General features: G+C 56.1%; 19 protein-coding genes and 1 other RNA gene. 7 read left to right on the top strand and 13 right to left on the bottom strand.

What is annotated here, in order from left to right; translation table 11 throughout:
* The first annotated feature begins 153 nt into the window (after positions 1–153).
* The 4 genes from mnmL (at position 154) to mtgA (ending at position 5143) form a co-directional block, all read left to right on the top strand.
* Positions 154–1092 (top strand): tRNA modification radical SAM protein MnmL/YtqA, encoded by a 939-nt coding sequence (gene mnmL, locus NHG65_RS22875; RefSeq protein ID WP_099062114.1) that lies wholly within the window; start codon positions 154–156, stop codon positions 1090–1092.
* Between the two features lie 92 nt (positions 1093–1184).
* Positions 1185–3524, top strand: coding sequence for an aerobic respiration two-component sensor histidine kinase ArcB (gene arcB / locus NHG65_RS22870; RefSeq protein ID WP_499182714.1), 2340 nt, complete (start codon positions 1185–1187; stop codon positions 3522–3524).
* Positions 3525–3761: 237 nt separating this feature from the next.
* Positions 3762–4415: an isoprenoid biosynthesis glyoxalase ElbB gene (elbB, locus tag NHG65_RS22865; protein ID WP_112347108.1), complete on the top strand. Its 654-nt coding sequence runs from the start codon at positions 3762–3764 to the stop codon at positions 4413–4415.
* On the top strand, positions 4412–5143 hold the full coding sequence (mtgA, locus tag NHG65_RS22860; protein ID WP_413477262.1) for a monofunctional biosynthetic peptidoglycan transglycosylase: 732 nt from the start codon (positions 4412–4414) through the stop codon (positions 5141–5143). Before elbB ends, mtgA begins: the two co-directional genes overlap by 4 nt.
* Positions 5144–5188: 45 nt before the next feature.
* Here mtgA and dolP read toward each other — a convergent pair whose 3' ends face one another.
* From dolP to NHG65_RS22840, 4 genes are read right to left on the bottom strand one after another with little or no spacing between them, the layout of a single operon-like run.
* Positions 5189–5764 (bottom strand): division/outer membrane stress-associated lipid-binding lipoprotein, encoded by a 576-nt coding sequence (dolP, locus tag NHG65_RS22855; RefSeq protein WP_099062118.1) that lies wholly within the window; start codon positions 5762–5764, stop codon positions 5189–5191.
* Positions 5765–5773: 9 nt separating this feature from the next.
* A complete protein-coding gene (gene diaA / locus NHG65_RS22850; protein ID WP_004948462.1) occupies positions 5774–6364 on the bottom strand; it encodes a DnaA initiator-associating protein DiaA in 591 nt (196 codons plus the stop codon).
* Positions 6365–6415: 51 nt separating this feature from the next.
* Entirely contained in the window at positions 6416–6769 is a 354-nt protein-coding gene (locus tag NHG65_RS22845; RefSeq protein WP_170925084.1) for a YraN family protein, read from the bottom strand.
* Positions 6766–8796 carry a penicillin-binding protein activator gene (locus tag NHG65_RS22840; RefSeq protein ID WP_261416421.1) on the bottom strand — a complete coding sequence of 677 codons (2031 nt, stop codon included), beginning with the start codon at positions 8794–8796 and terminating at the stop codon, positions 6766–6768. The genes NHG65_RS22845 and NHG65_RS22840 overlap by 4 nt, the downstream gene beginning before the upstream one ends.
* A gap of 62 nt (positions 8797–8858) precedes the next feature.
* On the opposite strand from NHG65_RS22840, the gene rsmI reads away from it, so the two are divergent.
* Positions 8859–9722, top strand: coding sequence for a 16S rRNA (cytidine(1402)-2'-O)-methyltransferase (gene rsmI, locus NHG65_RS22835; protein WP_085119140.1), 864 nt, complete (start codon positions 8859–8861; stop codon positions 9720–9722).
* Positions 9723–9763: 41 nt separating this feature from the next.
* Positions 9764–10142, top strand: an RNA gene (rnpB, locus tag NHG65_RS22830) — RNase P RNA component class A.
* 58 nt (positions 10143–10200) lie between these two features.
* Here rnpB and NHG65_RS22825 read toward each other — a convergent pair.
* Complete coding sequence (locus tag NHG65_RS22825) at positions 10201–10902, bottom strand: pirin family protein (RefSeq protein WP_099062120.1); 702 nt, start codon at positions 10900–10902, stop codon at positions 10201–10203.
* 107 nt (positions 10903–11009) lie between these two features.
* Here NHG65_RS22825 and NHG65_RS22820 point away from each other — a divergent pair, with 107 nt between their 5' ends.
* Positions 11010–11915, top strand: coding sequence for a LysR family transcriptional regulator (locus NHG65_RS22820; protein ID WP_085119136.1), 906 nt, complete (start codon positions 11010–11012; stop codon positions 11913–11915).
* 35 nt (positions 11916–11950) lie between these two features.
* Here NHG65_RS22820 and NHG65_RS22815 read toward each other — a convergent pair whose 3' ends face one another.
* The 8 genes from NHG65_RS22815 to NHG65_RS22780 form a co-directional block, all read right to left on the bottom strand.
* On the bottom strand, positions 11951–12937 hold the full coding sequence (locus tag NHG65_RS22815) for a glutathione S-transferase family protein (protein WP_129937254.1): 987 nt from the start codon (positions 12935–12937) through the stop codon (positions 11951–11953).
* Positions 12938–13010: 73 nt separating this feature from the next.
* Positions 13011–13406 (bottom strand): DoxX family protein, encoded by a 396-nt coding sequence (locus NHG65_RS22810; protein WP_099062123.1) that lies wholly within the window; start codon positions 13404–13406, stop codon positions 13011–13013.
* A gap of 295 nt (positions 13407–13701) precedes the next feature.
* Complete coding sequence (locus NHG65_RS22805) at positions 13702–13989, bottom strand: YqjK-like family protein (protein ID WP_099062124.1); 288 nt, start codon at positions 13987–13989, stop codon at positions 13702–13704.
* A complete protein-coding gene (locus NHG65_RS22800; protein ID WP_099062125.1) occupies positions 13986–14387 on the bottom strand; it encodes a phage holin family protein in 402 nt (133 codons plus the stop codon). Before NHG65_RS22800 ends, NHG65_RS22805 begins: the two co-directional genes overlap by 4 nt.
* 1 nt (position 14388) lies before the next feature.
* Positions 14389–14694 carry an ElaB/YgaM/YqjD family protein gene (locus tag NHG65_RS22795; protein ID WP_207977362.1) on the bottom strand — a complete coding sequence of 102 codons (306 nt, stop codon included), beginning with the start codon at positions 14692–14694 and terminating at the stop codon, positions 14389–14391.
* 164 nt (positions 14695–14858) lie between these two features.
* Complete coding sequence (locus NHG65_RS22790) at positions 14859–15230, bottom strand: DUF1090 domain-containing protein (RefSeq protein WP_099062126.1); 372 nt, start codon at positions 15228–15230, stop codon at positions 14859–14861.
* 221 nt (positions 15231–15451) lie between these two features.
* Positions 15452–15823, bottom strand: a complete 372-nt coding sequence (gene mzrA, locus NHG65_RS22785) for an EnvZ/OmpR regulon moderator MzrA (RefSeq protein ID WP_099062127.1) — start codon at positions 15821–15823, stop codon at positions 15452–15454.
* On the bottom strand, positions 15823–16497 hold the full coding sequence (locus NHG65_RS22780) for a DedA family protein (protein ID WP_085119124.1): 675 nt from the start codon (positions 16495–16497) through the stop codon (positions 15823–15825). The genes mzrA and NHG65_RS22780 overlap by 1 nt, the downstream gene beginning before the upstream one ends.
* Positions 16498–16606: the final 109 nt, after the last annotated feature.

Here is a 16606-nt window from a genome sequence, read left to right as displayed (position 1 = left end):
AAAATTCATCTCGACCTGAGTGATTTTATTTGCATTTATAATGAATAGTTATGCCTGGTGAAGCCTTGCGGGGAAAGCGTTGATCTCTGTCATCGCGGGAAAAGCCGTTTCTTATTAGCATCACGGGCTTTGAGCACAGAGATCTCCAAGATTATGCAGTTGCCGCAATTAGTCAATATGTTTGGCGCCGATCTCCAGCGCCGCTATGGTGAAAAGATCCATAAACTCACGCTGCACGGCGGTTTCAGTTGTCCGAACCGCGATGGCACTCTGGGGCGCGGTGGTTGTACCTTCTGCAATGTGGCCTCTTTCGCCGATGAACAGATGCAGCAGCAAAGTATCGCCGAACAGTTGGCGTTGCAGGCGGTCAGGGTCAATCGCGCTAAGCGCTATCTGGCTTACTTTCAGGCCTACACCAGTACTTATGCAGAAGTGAGCCTGCTGGCACAGATGTATCAGCAGGCTTTGTCGCAGGCCGACATGGTTGGCATCTGCGTTGGGACTCGCCCGGACTGCGTACCGCCCGCGGCGCTTGATCTGCTGGCGGGTTACCTTGAGCAGGGGTATGAGGTGTGGCTGGAACTGGGGCTACAGACGGCGCACGATAAAACTCTGAAACGCATCAATCGCGGCCATGATTTCTCCTGTTATCAGCACACCGCCCGGCTGGCACGTGAACGCGGGCTGAAGGTGTGCAGCCACCTGATTGTCGGGCTGCCGGGGGAAACGGCCGCCGACCATCTGGCGACCCTGAAGCAAGTGGTGGACAGCGGTGTGGACGGCATCAAGCTGCACCCGCTGCATATCGTGACCGGCAGCACCCTGGCGCGGGCCTGGCAGGCCGGGCGATTGCCCGAACTGTCGCTCGAGCATTATGCCGCCAGCGCCGGTGAGATGATCCGCCATACGCCGAAAGAGGTGATATATCACCGTATCTCCGCCAGCGCGCGCCGGCCGACGCTGTTGGCACCATTATGGTGCGAAAACCGTTGGAACGGCATGCAGGCGGTGGGGGGCTATCTGCAACAGCATGGCGGTCAGGGCAGTGCATTGACAGAAAAGCAGCAATATCGTCCTTGCGCACTGTTTTGATTTGCAATCTTTCCCACACTTCGGCGTTTGCTTTCTTATCTCATCGGGGTTTTACGGTATGATTTACAAGATTCTGTCTGATGGGAGCGGCTATGAAGCAAATCCGGGTGTTAGCCCAGTACTACGTTGATTTAATGGTAAAACTGGGGCTGGTACGCTTTTCGCTGCTGCTGGCATCGGCACTGGTGGTGCTGGCAATGGTGGTGCAGATGGCGGTCACCATGCTGCTGCGCGGGGAAGTAGAAAGCATCGACGTGGTGCGTTCAATCTTCTTCGGCCTGCTGATTACGCCATGGGCGGTCTACTTTCTGTCGGTGGTGGTCGAACAGCTTGAGGAGTCACGCCAGCGCCTGACGCGGCTGGTGGATAAGCTGGAAGAGATGCGCCACCGCGACCTGGAGCTTAACCAGCAGTTGAAGGACAACATCAGCCAACTGAATCAGGAAATTGCCGACCGTATCAAGGCGGAAGAAGAGCGTCAGCAGGTGATGGACAAGCTGACGGGAGAGATGGAGCAGCGTGAACTGGCGCAGATTGAACTGGGTCAGCAGTCGGCGCTGTTGCGTTCCTTCCTCGATGCTTCGCCGGATTTGGTCTATTACCGCAACGAAGACAAAGAGTTCTCCGGCTGTAACCGGGCGATGGAACTGCTGACCGGCAAAAGCGAAAAACAGCTGATCGGCCTGACGCCATTTGACGTCTACGGCCAGGAAATCGCCGAGAAGGTGATCGAAACCGACGAGAAAGTGTTCCGTCACAACGTCTCACTGACCTATGAACAGTGGCTGGTTTACCCGGATGGCCGCAAGGCCTGTTTTGAGCTGCGCAAGGTGCCGTTTTACGACCGCGTGGGCAAACGCCACGGCCTGATGGGCTTTGGTCGCGATATAACCGAGCGTAAGCGCTACCAGGACGCGCTGGAGAATGCCAGCAGGGACAAGACCACCTTCATCTCAACGATCAGCCACGAGCTTCGTACGCCGCTTAACGGCATCGTCGGCCTGAGTCGCATTCTGCTCGATACCGAATTAAACGACGAACAGCTGAAATACCTCAAAACCATCCATGTCAGCGCCATCACGCTGGGTAATATCTTCAATGACATTATCGAGATGGATAAGCTCGAGCGCCGTAAAGTGCAGCTCGACAACCAACCTGTAGACTTCACCGGCTTCCTGGCCGATCTGGAAAATCTCTCTGGCCTGTTGGTACAGCCGAAAGGGCTGCAGTTTGTGATGGAGCCGCAACAACCGCTGCCGCAACAAATCATCGCCGACGGCACCCGCCTGCGACAAATCCTGTGGAACCTGATCGGCAACGCGGTGAAGTTTACCCCGCAGGGGCGAATTGTGGTGCGCGTACGGCGCGAAGAGCAGGATCGGCTGGTGTTTGAAGTGGAAGACTCCGGCATGGGCATTCCGCAGGATGAACAGGACAAAATCTTCGCCATGTATTATCAGGTGAAGGATCAGCACGGCGGCCGTCCGGCGACCGGTACGGGCATTGGGCTGGCGGTTTCCAAGCGTCTGGCGCAGAGCATGGGCGGCGATATCACCGTCAGCAGCGCACAGGGGCACGGTTCTTGCTTTACCTTATCCATCAAGGCACCGGCGGTAGAGGAAGCGGAAAGTGAGACCGCAGTCGAAGAGGCGCTGCCATTGCCGGCGCTGCATATCCTGCTGGTGGAAGACATTGAGCTGAACGTGATTGTGGCGCGTTCGGTGCTGGAGAAGCTGGGCAACAGCGTTGAAGTGGCGATGAACGGCCAGGATGCGCTGGCGATGTTCGATCCGGACGAGTTCGATCTGGTGCTGCTGGATATCCAGTTGCCGGACATGACCGGGCTGGATATCGCCCGGATACTGCGTGAACGCTATGCCGGGCAGGCGCTGCCGCCGTTGGTTGCACTGACCGCCAACGTGCTGAAAGACAAAAAAGAGTACCTCGACGCGGGAATGGACGATGTGCTGAGCAAGCCGTTGTCCGTACCGGCGCTGACCAAGGTGATAAAGCATTACTGGGATCATCAACCCTCTCACACCACAAAGAAAACGGAGCAAAAGACGATGAAGATTAATGAGTCTTTACTGGATACCACCATGCTGGAACAGTACATGGACCTGGTGGGGCCGCAGTTGATTCATCAGAGCCTGGAGATGTTTGAGCAGATGATGCCGGGTTATCTGGCGGTGCTGGAGTCCAATATGACGGCACGCGACCAGAAGGGCATCACCGAAGAGGGGCACAAAATCAAAGGTGCTGCCGGCTCGGTTGGCCTGCGTCATTTGCAACAGATTGCACAGCAAATTCAAACCCCGACGTTGCCGGCATGGTGGGATAACGTGCAGGATTGGGTTGATGAGCTGAAGCAAGAGTGGCGCAACGATGTGCAGGTACTGCGTGAGTGGGTAGCGGAAGCTGAAAAAAAATGACCCCGACCTAGGCCGGGGTGCGCGAATATTGCGCCAACACCAGGGAAATTGTGAACCTGCGTATTGGTTTTAATGTTCTGGTCGAGCAGGTTGTAGAGAATTCCTAAACATCATACAGCCAACAACATAGCAAATGTAAGCGCTCTTGTTAGAAGATTCATTAAAATGTGTGATGTAGATTAGTGTTTGTCAACTCAGAGCACTTACCAGTTGACAGTATCGACAGGAGGAAGGGTGATGAAAAACGTTGGCGTAGTGCTGAGCGGCTGTGGGGTTTATGACGGTACGGAGATCCATGAGGCCGTCCTGACGCTGCTGGCGTTGGACCGGGCAGGGGCGCAGGCGGTATGCTTTGCCCCTGATAAACCTCAACTTCATGTTATTAATCACTTATCCGGTGATGAGGTGCCAGAGTTTCGCAATGTTCTGGTGGAGTCTGCGCGCATTGCCAGAGGGAAAGTCCAGCCGCTTTCACAGGCCGACGCCAGCCAACTGGATGCCTTGATCGTCCCCGGTGGCTTTGGCGCGGCAAAGAACCTCAGCAGTTTCGCCAGTGAAGGGGCGGAATGCTGGATTGATAAGGATTTGGCTAAGTTAACGCAGCAAATGCATAAGGCAAATAAACCAATTGGTTTCATGTGTATTGCCCCCGCGTTGCTACCGAAACTGTTGGATCAACAAGTGCGGCTGACCATTGGCAACGATCCCGACCTGGGTGAAGTGATTGATGCCATGGGCGGTGAGCCGGTGATTTGTCCGGTTGATGACATCGTGGTGGATGCTGAGAACAAAGTGGTGACCACGCCGGCCTATATGCTGGCAAAATCGATCGGTGAGGCGGCCAGCGGAATTGATAAGCTGGTTTCACGGGTGCTGGATTTGACTGAATGAGAAAATCTGCGGGCAAATCGATTTTTTCCCGGCCCTGGTTTTGGCTGAAACGCGGATTAATTACGCTGGTCGGCGTGTGGCTACTGGGGATTGTCACCTTTGCTTTTTTGCCCGTGCCTTTTTCTGCGGTGATGGTTGAACGGCAGCTTGGCGCCTGGCTGAGTGGCGATTTTGGCTATGTGGCCCATTCCGACTGGGTGTCGATGGACGATATTTCCCCGCAGATGGCGTTGGCGGTGATGGCCGCGGAGGATCAGAAATTTCCGGAGCACTGGGGTTTTGACGTGGCGGCGATCGAAAAGGCGCTCAGTCACAATGAGCGTCGGCCCACGCGCATTCGTGGCGCCTCTACGCTGTCCCAGCAAACGGCAAAGAACCTGTTCCTGTGGGATGGCCGCAGTTGGCTGCGCAAGGGGCTGGAGGCCGGGCTGACATCGGGGATTGAGCTGGTGTGGACCAAGCGACGGATCCTGACGGTATACCTGAATATCGTCGAATTCGGCGACGGTGTTTTCGGCGTGGAGGAAGCGTCACAGCGCTTTTTCAATAAACCGGCCAAGCGTCTGACTGCGTCAGAAGCTGCATTACTGGCAGCGGTATTACCTAACCCGCACCGCTTCAAGGCCAATGCGCCTTCCGGTTACGTGGTACAACGGCAGCAGTGGATTATGCGTCAGATGCGTCAGTTGGGCGGGGAAGAGTTTCTGAAAGAACATAATCTGGATTGAGTGAGTTTTTCCCCTCTCCCGTGGGAGAGGGGGATTGAGCACTTGCTATTTCACGTAGGTAAAGGCGGTGGTGACATGTTTCACACCGCCCACCTGGCTGGCTGTCTGCGCCGCAGATTGTGCTTCCTGTTGCGTGACCAGACCCAGCAGGAACACTTCACCATTTTCGGTGGTGACTTTCACATTGGACGATTTCACAGCATCGCTGGTGAGCAATTGTGAACGGACCTTGGTGGTGATCCAGGTGTCGGAAGACGCGGTGCTCAGACTGACCGGCGTCCCCTGACGGACCTCGTTGTACACTTCGGTAGTGCCTTCAACACCCATCGCGATCTGCTTGGCGCGGGCGGCCAGATCGGTATTTGGCGCCTGCCCGGTCAGCAGCACTTTACCCTGATAGGCGGTCGCAACCACCCGGGCATCTTTCTTCAACTGCTGATCTTTGCTCAGGGCGTTTTCAACCCGGGCTTCCAGTGTGCCATCGTCTACCTGAGTGCCCACGCTGCGTGGGTCAGTGGCGGTTTTGGTGGCAACGGCAGCGCTGCCAACGACAACGCCTGCAATACAGCCTTGTAACAGCAGGGCGCTGGACAGCACTGCAAATGTGGCTTTCAGCTTCATCTCAGTTCCTTATTCGTCCTGGTGGGGAAACAACGTACTATCTATCAGGTCGCATAGGCAATTTACGGTAAGCATATGCATTTCCTGAATGCGTGCACTGCGGTGTGATGGGATGCGGATCTCGACATCCTGTTGACCGAGCAAGCCGGCCAGTTCACCGCCGTCGTAACCGGTCAACGCGACAATCGTCATGTCGCGCGTTACCGCGGCTTCGACCGCTTTCACAATATCACGGCTGTTGCCGCGGGTGGAAATTGCCAGCAACACGTCGCCGGCATGGCCGAGCGCGCGCACTTGTTTGGCGTAGACTTCGTCGTGCAGCCGATCGTTGGTGATCGCCGTCAGCACCACGTTATCGGCATTTAGCGCAATGGCCGGCAAGCTTGGGCGCTCGGTTTCAAAGCGGTTGATCATGCTGGCGGCGAAATGCTGCGCGTTGGCTGCCGAGGTGCCGTTGCCGCAGCACAGAATTTTATTACCGTTAAGTAAGGATTGAACCAGCGTCATCGCGGCACGCGAGATGGCGTCGGGCAAGGCCTCCGCCGCCGCAATCTGGGTTTGGATGCTTTCGGTAAAACAGGCTTTAATTCTATCCAGCACGTTGTATTAATCCACTAAGTCAAAGGGCCGGTCTGCACCGGTAAACCACGATTAATCCGCATTGAAGGCGTTGGGTATCCATTCTAACTGGCTACCTGTGATGGCCAAAACATCAAAACGGCAAGACGATGTGTCAAAACTGGCTCCGCGTCCCGCCAGCCAAACGGCGGCGGCATGCAGCAACTTCTGCTGCTTGCGATAAGTGACGCTGGCCGCCGCACCGCCAAAAGCATCGCTGCGGCGGTAGCGGACTTCAACGAACACCCAGGTTTGACCATCGCGCATGATGAGATCGAGCTCACCACCGCGCAGCGCCACATTGGCAGCGCAGAAGGTGAGCCCGGCGCGTTCCAGATAGTGGCGGGCCTGTAACTCATAGCCCGCCCCTATGGCGCGTTGACTCAAGAGACCGGAACGACCATGCCCTGACGGTATTGCAGCCAAGGCAGTTTTCTGTTGATCACACAGCCCGGTGCGGCGGTGAGCATGCCAGTCGTGCCGGAGACCTGGAAACCGGGCAACTGGCGCATTTCAGCAAAGTGGTTGGACAATGTCCAGGCATCCATCCCCATTGCGTACAGACGCACCAGCGAATAATCGTTGCGGAACTGGCTGCTTGCCTGTTGTAACAACTGCGGGTTAGCACCGGCCAACAACGGAATATCACTGAACTGCAGGCCTTCCATTTCCAGACGGAAGTCCGGACCGGCCCCGGCCTGGTAGCTGCGTGAGCTGGCGTACATTGCCGGCTTGCTGCGTGAGTTGGTGGCCATGTCGATCATCGGTTTGATCAGCGTCAACTGGGACTGGGTGGCGACGATATAGACCGAGTCTACGCTGCCACCGCTGGTTGCAGGCGTATCGCTTGGCGGTGCCGGAATGGTCAGCCCGGCAATGGTCACGGCCTGCGGTGCCGGTGCGGCGGAGATTGGCGTCCCGGACATGCGAATACCACCGCTGTTGACCATCTGGCGCAGTTCACTGGCGGAGCCAATGTTCTGCTGCAGCACGGTCTGTCCGCCCAGGCTCTGCCACTCCTGGTTAAAGGCTTTGGCAACGCGGTCGCCGAAGGCACCGCGAGGGATCAGCAACAGCGGCTGCCGTTTCTGTTGTTCCCAAATGTGGCGGGCGGCGTCACGTGCTTCATTTTCCGGTGAAAGCGCGAAGTAACAGATGTTCGGGTTATCTTTCGGCGTTTCCGGCTGATTGAGCGCCAGCACGTTCAGCGTGGTAGTACTGCTGGCAAGTTGATCGACGTTTTCTTTCAGCAACGGGCCGACCACCAGGGTTGCGCCATCCTGCTGTGCCTGCGTCAGCAACGCGGCCAGCGGTTGGCTGGAGGTATCATACACTTTAATCTGTGCGTTAGCGGCCTGCGGCGGAGTAATCGGCGCAGTGGAAGGTGCAGCAGGCTGGGCAGCCGTCACCGGGGCAGCATCCGGCGCCGAGGTGCTGACTGCACCGTTGGCGTTCTGGTCTGCTGACGCGGGATCTGCGCTCTGCACTGGCGCGCTGTCAGGCTGTGATTGCTGTTGCTGCACCGGGGCCGAAGGGGTCACACCGTTCTTGGCTGCTTCAAAGCCTTTTTGGATCGCATCGGCAAACACTTTTGCCTGGCCATTCAGCGGCAGCAGCAGTGCGATTTTTGAAGTGGAGGCCTGGGTGAAGTTCAGCACCTGGTTCAACTGGGTCGGTAGTGTTTTCGCCGCCGGGTTCTGTGGATAGCGATTCTGCCAGTCTTTAATCCCGGCCTTCAGCAGATCGGGATCCTGCTTGTTGTCCTGATAGACACGCAGCAGATCCAACCAGCCCTGCAACACATTTTCATTAGCGTTGATCACCAGGCTGTTCATGTCCTGCGTCGTCAGTTGCAGCAGCGACTGCCAGGTTTGGTCCAGGTTGGTTTGATGTGGCTTGCCGGTCAGCAACGGCTCTTGCGCAATGTAAGCGCGGATCAGCGGCAGGGAGGGTTTACCCTGATTGGCGGCGATCTGCGCCTGATAGAAACGTACCAACTGGTTGGCCGACAGTGAGCCGGTATCCAGATGCCCCAGCGTACTGCGAGCGCTGACGTAGCTTTTGTTTGCCACCTGCAGTTCTGCGGTCAGCAACTGGCTTTCCACCTGCTGCACGCTGCTGAGGTTTTTCGGCAGTTGCTTCAGTTGTTCACTGGCCTGCGGCAGTTTCCCTTCACGTAACAACGCGCGAATAGCAAGTAATTGCCAGTCAGCCTTGTTATCATTGCTGCTTTGCTGCAGCTGCTGCAGATAGTAATCGGAACTGGCGCTCGCTTCGTCCTGTATATTGGCGGGCGGCGTCTGCGGGGCCTGACTCGGACAGCCTGCAAGGAAAAGGGCTGCTGCGATCACTGCGGTAAGTCGGACAGGCTTTGAACGCCCTGCTTTGGTACGAACGAATGTTGAGGAAAGCATACTGTATCCAGTGATGTTTTTTTCAAGATGCTCAATATTAAATCGGCAACCCGGATGAAACAATGAATCAACACCAACAATCAGTCATTTCTGCATCAACGCTGTATGTGGTGCCCACCCCAATCGGCAATTTAGGGGATATTACCCACCGTGCGTTAGAGGTACTGAAAAGCGTTGATCTGATTGCGGCCGAAGACACGCGCCATACCGGGTTGCTGTTGCAACACTTTGCGATTAGCGCGCGGTTGTTTGCGCTGCATGACCATAACGAACAACAAAAGGCCGATCAACTGCTGGCGAAACTGCAGGAAGGCCAGAGCATAGCGCTGGTTTCCGACGCCGGTACGCCTTTGATCAACGATCCCGGTTATCACCTGGTACGCCGCTGCCGCGAAGCCGGCATCCGCGTGGTGCCGCTGCCGGGCGCTTGTGCGGCAACCACGGCACTCTGTGCCGCAGGTCTGGCTTCTGACCGCTTCTGCTACGAAGGGTTCCTGCCGGCGAAAACCAAGGGCCGTAAGGATACGCTGATGGCGCTGGCAGAGGAACCGCGTACGTTGATTTTCTACGAATCAACCCACCGTTTGCTGGAAAGTTTGCAGGACATGGTCACCGTGTGGGGGCCGCAACGTTATGTGGTGCTGGCGCGTGAGCTGACCAAAACCTGGGAATCGATCACCGGCGCGCCGGTTGGCGAACTGCTGGCCTGGGTGCAGGAAGATGAAGTCCGTCGTCGTGGCGAAATGGTGCTGATCGTCGAAGGTCATAAGGCGCAGGACGATGCATTGCCGCTGGAAGCGCTGCGGACCCTGGCGTTGCTGCAAAAAGAGCTGCCGTTGAAAAAGGCGGCGGCGCTGGCGGCGGAGATCCACGGCGTGAAGAAAAATGCGTTGTATAAATACGCGTTAGAGCAACAAGAACAGTAAAGCGGTTGACCTGCCGTGAGCGCAACGCTACTATCCGCGCCGGAGTTGACCAGACAGTCGCCGCTTCATTGCCGTCCCTTTCGGGGGAGACAGATGGAGGGGAGGAAAGTCCGGGCTCCATAGGGCAGGGTGCCAGGTAACGCCTGGGAGGCGCAAGCCTACGACTAGTGCAACAGAGAGCAAACCGCCGATGGCCCGCGCAAGCGGGATCAGGTAAGGGTGAAAGGGTGCGGTAAGAGCGCACCGCGCGACTGGCAACAGTTCGTGGCACGGTAAACTCCACCCGGAGCAAGGCCAAATAGGGGTTCACATGGTACGGCCCGTACTGAACCCGGGTAGGCTGCTTGAGCCAGTGAGCGATTGCTGGCCTAGAGGAATGACTGTCCACGACAGAACCCGGCTTACCGGTCAACTCCCTCTATAAAGAAAACCCCGCGTAACTTGCGTTACGCGGGGTTTTTTCCTTTCTGGATCCGACTTACACCGGCAAATCGATCAGCAGTGCACGCAGCGGCGTTTCGGCACGGAGAGTCAGGCGGTTTTCCTCGTGGATAAACGCCCCATCACCGCAGGTCAGGCGTTGGTTGTCGTTACGCTCGCCATGGGCATCAATAGTGCCGTGGATCGACTGCAGGTAAGCACGGGGCCCGTTCAGCGCCAGCGTCTGCTGTTCACCCGGCTGTAAATCCAGGTGGTGGATCCACACCTGTTGGCGCAGTTGCAGGCTGCCCTGTGCTCCGTCTGGGGAAGCCAACAGCGTCACGCCAGCCTGTGGCAGCATCAGGCGCTGTACTCGCTCGTTGCTGCGCTCCGGGCAGGCATCCAGCCACAGTTGCAGACGGGTCAGCGGCGTATCACTGCTGATGTTCTGCTCGCTGTAGCTCAGTCCCGGCTGGGTCGCCATAAGCAAGGCTTCACCGGCCCTGGCGTTCACCGTATTACCTTCGCTGTCGCGGTATTCCGCTTTACCCTGCAGGATCAAATTCAGGATATCCACGCTGGGATAGGTGCGTGGCTGGAATGAAGCGCCTGGCGCCAGCACCTCCTGATTTAACACCCGCAGTGAGGCGTAGCCCATCAGCTTGGGATCGAAGTAGTGTCCAAAAGAAAAGGTGTAGCGAGCCTGCAGCCAACCAAAGTCAGCTTGCCCGCATTGTTGTGCTGTTCTGCATGTAATCATGGCAATCGGCTCTCTAAATTCATTATCTAGATGGTAAGCATCTGGACGCCGGATTGTTAGCCAGTTAATCTGGTCGGCATATTCAAATTTCCTGACAGAGAGATTCGATGGCCAGAGATCGGGCGTTAACGCTTGAAGCGTTAAGGGTTATGGATGCGATCGACCGACGTGGCAGCTTCGCTGCGGCAGCCGATGAGCTGGGGCGTGTGCCTTCGGCACTCAGCTACACCATGCAAAAATTGGAAGAAGAATTGGACGTGGTGCTGTTCGACCGCTCCGGTCACCGGACCAAGTTCACCAACGTCGGGCGTATGTTGCTGGAGCGTGGGCGGGTCCTGCTGGAAGCGGCAGACAAGCTGACCACCGACGCCGAAGCGCTGGCACGCGGCTGGGAAACGCACCTGACTATCGTCAGCGAGGCACTGTCGCCACCGAGCAAACTGTTCCCGCTGGTCGATAAGCTGGCGCTGAAGGCCAATACCCAGGTGTCGATCTTCACCGAGGTGCTGGCTGGTGCCTGGGAAAGGCTGGAGCAGGGGCGTGCCGATATTGTTATCGCCCCGGACATGCATTTCCGCGCGTCATCCGAAATTAACACCCGCAAGCTGTACAAGGTGATGAGCGTGTATGTGGCCGCGCCGAACCACCCCATCCATCTGGAGCCGGAGCCGTTGTCTGAGGTGACGCGCGTGAAGTACCGCGGTATTGCGGTAGCGGATACTGCACGTGAGCGTCCGGTGTTAACCGTGCAATTGTTGGATAAACAGCAGCGTCTGACGGTCAGCACCATTGAGGACAAGCGCCTGGCTTTGCTGGCTGGATTGGGTGTGGCGACCATGCCTTACCCGATGGTCGAGAAAGACATCGAAGAAGGGCGTTTACGCGTGGTGGGGCCGGAATACAGCCGCGAAGTCGATATCATCATGGCCTGGCGGCGTGACAGCATGGGGGAGGCGAAAGCCTGGTTCCTGCGTGAAATCCCACGGCTGTTCGCCCAACTGGAACGGCAGTAAAACGCCCCCCTCGCGGCTAAGCAAGGGGGAGTGTGTTAAGCAAAACGTCGGTCGCGGCCATGCGGCTCGTCCAGATCCTGCGCCGGCCCGATGGAAATAATGCCGTGCGGATTGATGGTGGCGTGGCTGCGGTAATAGTGATTGCGGATATGCGGCAGGCTGACCGTTTCGGCAATGCCCGGCATCTGGTAGATGTCACGCAGGAAGCCGTACAGGTTGAGATAATCGCTGATACGGTGTTTGTCGCATTTAAAGTGGGTGACATACACCGGATCGAAGCGTATCAGCGTGGTCCACAGGCGCAGGTCGGCCTCAGTCAGGCGATCGCCGGTCAGGTAACGCTGTTGCCCCAGGATCTGTTCAAGTCGTGCCAGTGCGTCAAATACCCCGTTCACCGCTTCGTCATAGGCTTCCTGGCTGGTGGCAAAACCGGCTTTATAGACGCCATTATTCACCTGGTCGTAAATCCAGCCGTTCAGTTCATCAATTTTTTCGCGCAGTTCGGCGGGGTAATAGTCTCCGGCGCGTGCGCCAACACCATCAAATGCGCTGTTGAACATGCGGATGATATCGGCGGATTCATTGCTGACGATGGTCTGTTGCTGTTTGTCCCACAGTACCGGCACAGTTACGCGGCCGGTGTAGTGTGGGTCGGCGCGCAGGTAAAGCTGATAGAGAAAGTCTGAGTGGTACAGGCTGTCGCCGGTGGCTTCAGGGAAGTCGCTGCCGAAGGTCCAGCCATTTTCCAGCATCAGCGGATGCACCACGGAAACCGGAATGAGTGACTCCAGCCCTTTCAATTTGCGCATCAGCAGGGTGCGATGTGCCCAGGGGCAGGCGAGTGAAACGTACAGGTGATAACGATCTTTCTCCGCTTTAAAACCTCCGACTCCGTGTTCGCCCGGTTGACCGTCTGTGGTCACCCAATTGCGAAACTGAGAGGTTGAGCGCTTGAAACGACCTCCGGTGGATGAGGTGTCATACCAGATGTCTTGCCAAACGCCATCGACGAGTTGTCCCATGGGAATCTCCTTCGTGTCCGAGTGAAAAAGCAAAAGGGCCCGACATGCGGGCCCCTGAGTCGGTATTAAAATCTTACCACTTTTTGTTCAGAATACGGTCGATGCTGAAACCGCCTGGGCCAGCAACGGCCAGTACGATGAAGCCGCCGGCGATGGTCAGGTTCTTCATGAACATCAGCTGGTTTACGCCTTCCGCAAAGTTAGTATGGAACAGTAATGCGGTCAGGATGGTAAAACCGGCGGTGAACAGTGCCACGGTACGGGTCAGGAAACCGAACAGAATTGCCAGACCGCCACCAAATTCCAGCAGGATGGTCAGTGGCAGCAAGAAGCCAGGTACGCCCATCGATTGCATGTACTGTTGGGTTCCGGCATATGCATCACCCATTTTGCCGTAGCCCGCCACGATAAACAGGATTGGCATCAGAATACGAGCAACCAGCAAACCTGTATCTTCTAATTTTTTCATCATCAACTCCAAAGTGATTTTTGTTTGCCAGTCTTGGCGTTTGTCATGTTAGTGGGTGGTATGCCGGGTCTCTGACCCTGTCCTGCCCGTTTCGTCTTGATGGAGTGAATGTTAATCGGGAAGCGTGCGCTTTGTTAGCAAGTAAAACTGTCGTATTTTTTCAAAAAAACTGAATCTTTAGCCTGCTAACAAATCGTGGGGAATCAGAAAGTTGCCCGACCTTTACCGACAGAAACGCAAAGTTTCTGTGAAAAGGGGGGCAAAACATCGGAAGTATTGATGGTATTTGGGAAGGTTACTTGCTGGAAAAGGTTTTCTGGATCAAGCGGATAGTACCAAAGGCACCAAAAGCACGGCGTGACCAGCGAATCAACTTGCTGGGATGGCGGACGCCATATAACGCCATTACGCTGGAGCCCACTACAAGGTATTTACGCAGGCCGAAAATGGTTTGCCAACCGCGATCGATGCGCTCGGTCTTTTCCAGCCACAGGGTTTTGTTTTCGGCGAGATCCAGCCTTTGCTGCTGGATCTTGCGAATGAGCTTCTCTTTTCTCCATTCCAGATAGCGGCGGCGATTCATTTTTCACCTTCCAACTCGGAACGGTCGATTTCCAACTGCTTGCGCGTGGCACCCAGCAGCGTGGAGCGGCGGGCCTTGACCAATGTCCAGATAGCGCCAACCACGGCCAGGAACAACAGCACCCCGGTAGTCGCGCCTAACGCCATCAGACGATAGATAGGGTCGATAGCCCAGAAAATTAGGATCAACAGACTCATCAGGCCAAATGCGGTGAACAACAGGGTCATACCGGCCATAATCAGTAACTGGATGAGGTTGGCTTTCTCCTCTTCCAGCTCGACCACGGCCAGCCGAACCCGGGTTTCCACCATACCGACCAGAATGGTGATGATGCGCTGGGCGACATCCAGGACCCCTTTAGCGGGGCCCTGTGCACGAACTTGCGGTTGTTCTGCCATATTAGCGGCGCGCTAACAGAACGCCCAGCACTACGCCGACCGCAGCGCCGATACCGATACCGGTCCACGGATTATCACGAACGTACTCATCCGCCTGGCCGGCGATTTGTTTGGTCTGGGAGGCAATTTTGTCGCCGGCATCGTTCAGGCGTACGCGGGTATCTTTCAACGCGCTTTCGGCTTTGGAACGCAGCTTTTCCAGTTCAGCTTTTGGCTTATCGGTGGAAGAGTTCAACACTTCTTCCAGCGTATCGGCTAAGGATTTAAGTTCAGCGCGTAAGTTTTCTGCATTTGAATCATGGGCCATGTGATTATTCCTTAACGTTAACTTCGACAGACTTTCAACATAGCGGATTTTTTCGCCGGAGCAAAGGGCGGATGGGTAGCTGATATCACCAAGCATCCATTTTATAGGTAATAAAAATCCCGTGTGGCGTGGCTCTCAGCGATAAATCCGCTGGTGTAAAAAAATTATTCCGCCTGGGCCTGTTTCAGCTCGGCTTGAGCTTCAGTCAGCTTTTTCTGCTTCTTGGCCACTTTTTCCAGGTTACCGGTCTGCTGGGCTTCTTTCAGTTCCTGCTGACGCTCGGTGACCTTGCTTTGTTTTTCATCGATTTTTTTCTGGCGATCGGCCTGCAGGCTGGCTGGGGTGCAATGGGTTTGCACTTCGCTCAATGCCTTTTTCAGCCCGGCTACACGCTGAGTATTGCCGTGCTGGGTGGCGTAATCGATCTGCTTTTGAATTTCTTGTGCCTTGGTCACACAGCCGTTTTCTGCTGCGAACGACAGGGCCGGTAAGGCGAATAATGGGAGAGCCAGTAAAATGGCTGGGCGTAATTTCATACTATCAGTTCCTTATTATTGGGATGCATTGGCACGCATCCTCTGTTCCTGACTGCCAATAGGGCAGTGCGACAGGAGTCTTACGCGGCTGACTGACGCTAACCTTCAGCATAGTCATGGATCGCGTTGACCCCCAAAGAATCCGCCTAAGTTCGGTGGTGATTGATGATTAATTGAACAGATAGGCCAGATGAAAGGAAAACCCTTCATTTGAAGGGGTATTATCCCAGATTGAGTGGGGAGCGTGCAAATTCACGCACCCAATGGGTTGGAACAGGGGATTCGCTCAGGGCGATGATGTAACCCGGCGGCAAAATGTTTTGCAGCGCTTCGCGCGCCAGCAACTGTTGCTCCGGCGAGTCCAGCCGGATCACCAGGCCATCGCCTTCCGGGGTGATACTTTTGATGCGAATACCGCGTTGGTCCAACCGCTGATAGACATAAAAGCCGTCGGGTAGCGAAAGGCCTTGCTGGCCGGCACGGATGCGCAGTTCGCTTTCAGTACGCACCATGCAGGGCACCAGCAGCGTGGCGAGCGCCAGTAAGGCTAGCGCAATCAGCAATAGGTACTGCCAGCGCGGGCGCCTGGTCATCACGCCCCTTTCCCCTGGCTGTCGGCGCGTTTCTTGCGCCACAGTACGATCAACGAACCCACCAGCCCGACCACCAGCAGCACCAATGGCAGCAGCATCAGGCAGAACATCAGTTGGTCTTCATACTTGCGGAACACCGGCGTTTTGCCCAGGGCAAAGCCCAGCGAGGTCAGGATCACCACCCACAGCAGACCGCTCATCCAGTTAAAGAACTGGAAACGCGCATTGCTCAGGCCGGAAAGACCGGCAATGGTTGGCAACAGGGTGCGGACAAACGCCAGGAAACGGCCAACCAGCAGGGCGGAAAGCCCGTGACGGTGGAACAATTGGTGGGCACGCTGATGATAATGAGCCGGCAGATGGGATAGCCAGCCCTGCACGGTTCGGGTATTGCCGAGCCACTTGCCCTGTATGTAACTGACCCAGCACCCCAGACTGGCGGCGACGGTCAGGATAAAAATGGTAAGTGGGAAATTCATGGTGCCTTTGGCGATCAGTACGCCAACCAGGATCAGCAAGCTGTCACCCGGCAGAAACGCCGCCGGCAACAGGCCATTTTCCAGGAACAGGATCAAAAACAGCAGGGCGTAGAGAGTCCAGACCAGCGAAGGATTCGCCAGCGTCTCAAAATCCTGCTGCCATAAGGCATGTAACAGTTCTTTAATGATGTCCATCCGGTGTTCCTAAAACGTCATTGTTTGTTTTTGTCTCAGCGGCGGATCGGGAGTAGGCGAAGAGCGCGTGGGCGATCCTGGCTGCTGATAATGATGAAACGGCGTTGCT

It is taken from the genome of Serratia myotis, assembly GCF_027474885.1.
In the GTDB taxonomy this organism is placed as follows: domain Bacteria; phylum Pseudomonadota; class Gammaproteobacteria; order Enterobacterales; family Enterobacteriaceae; genus Serratia; species Serratia proteamaculans.
The sequence above is the reverse complement of the archived record's forward strand: the minus strand, read 5'-3'. Positions and strand labels throughout refer to the sequence as shown.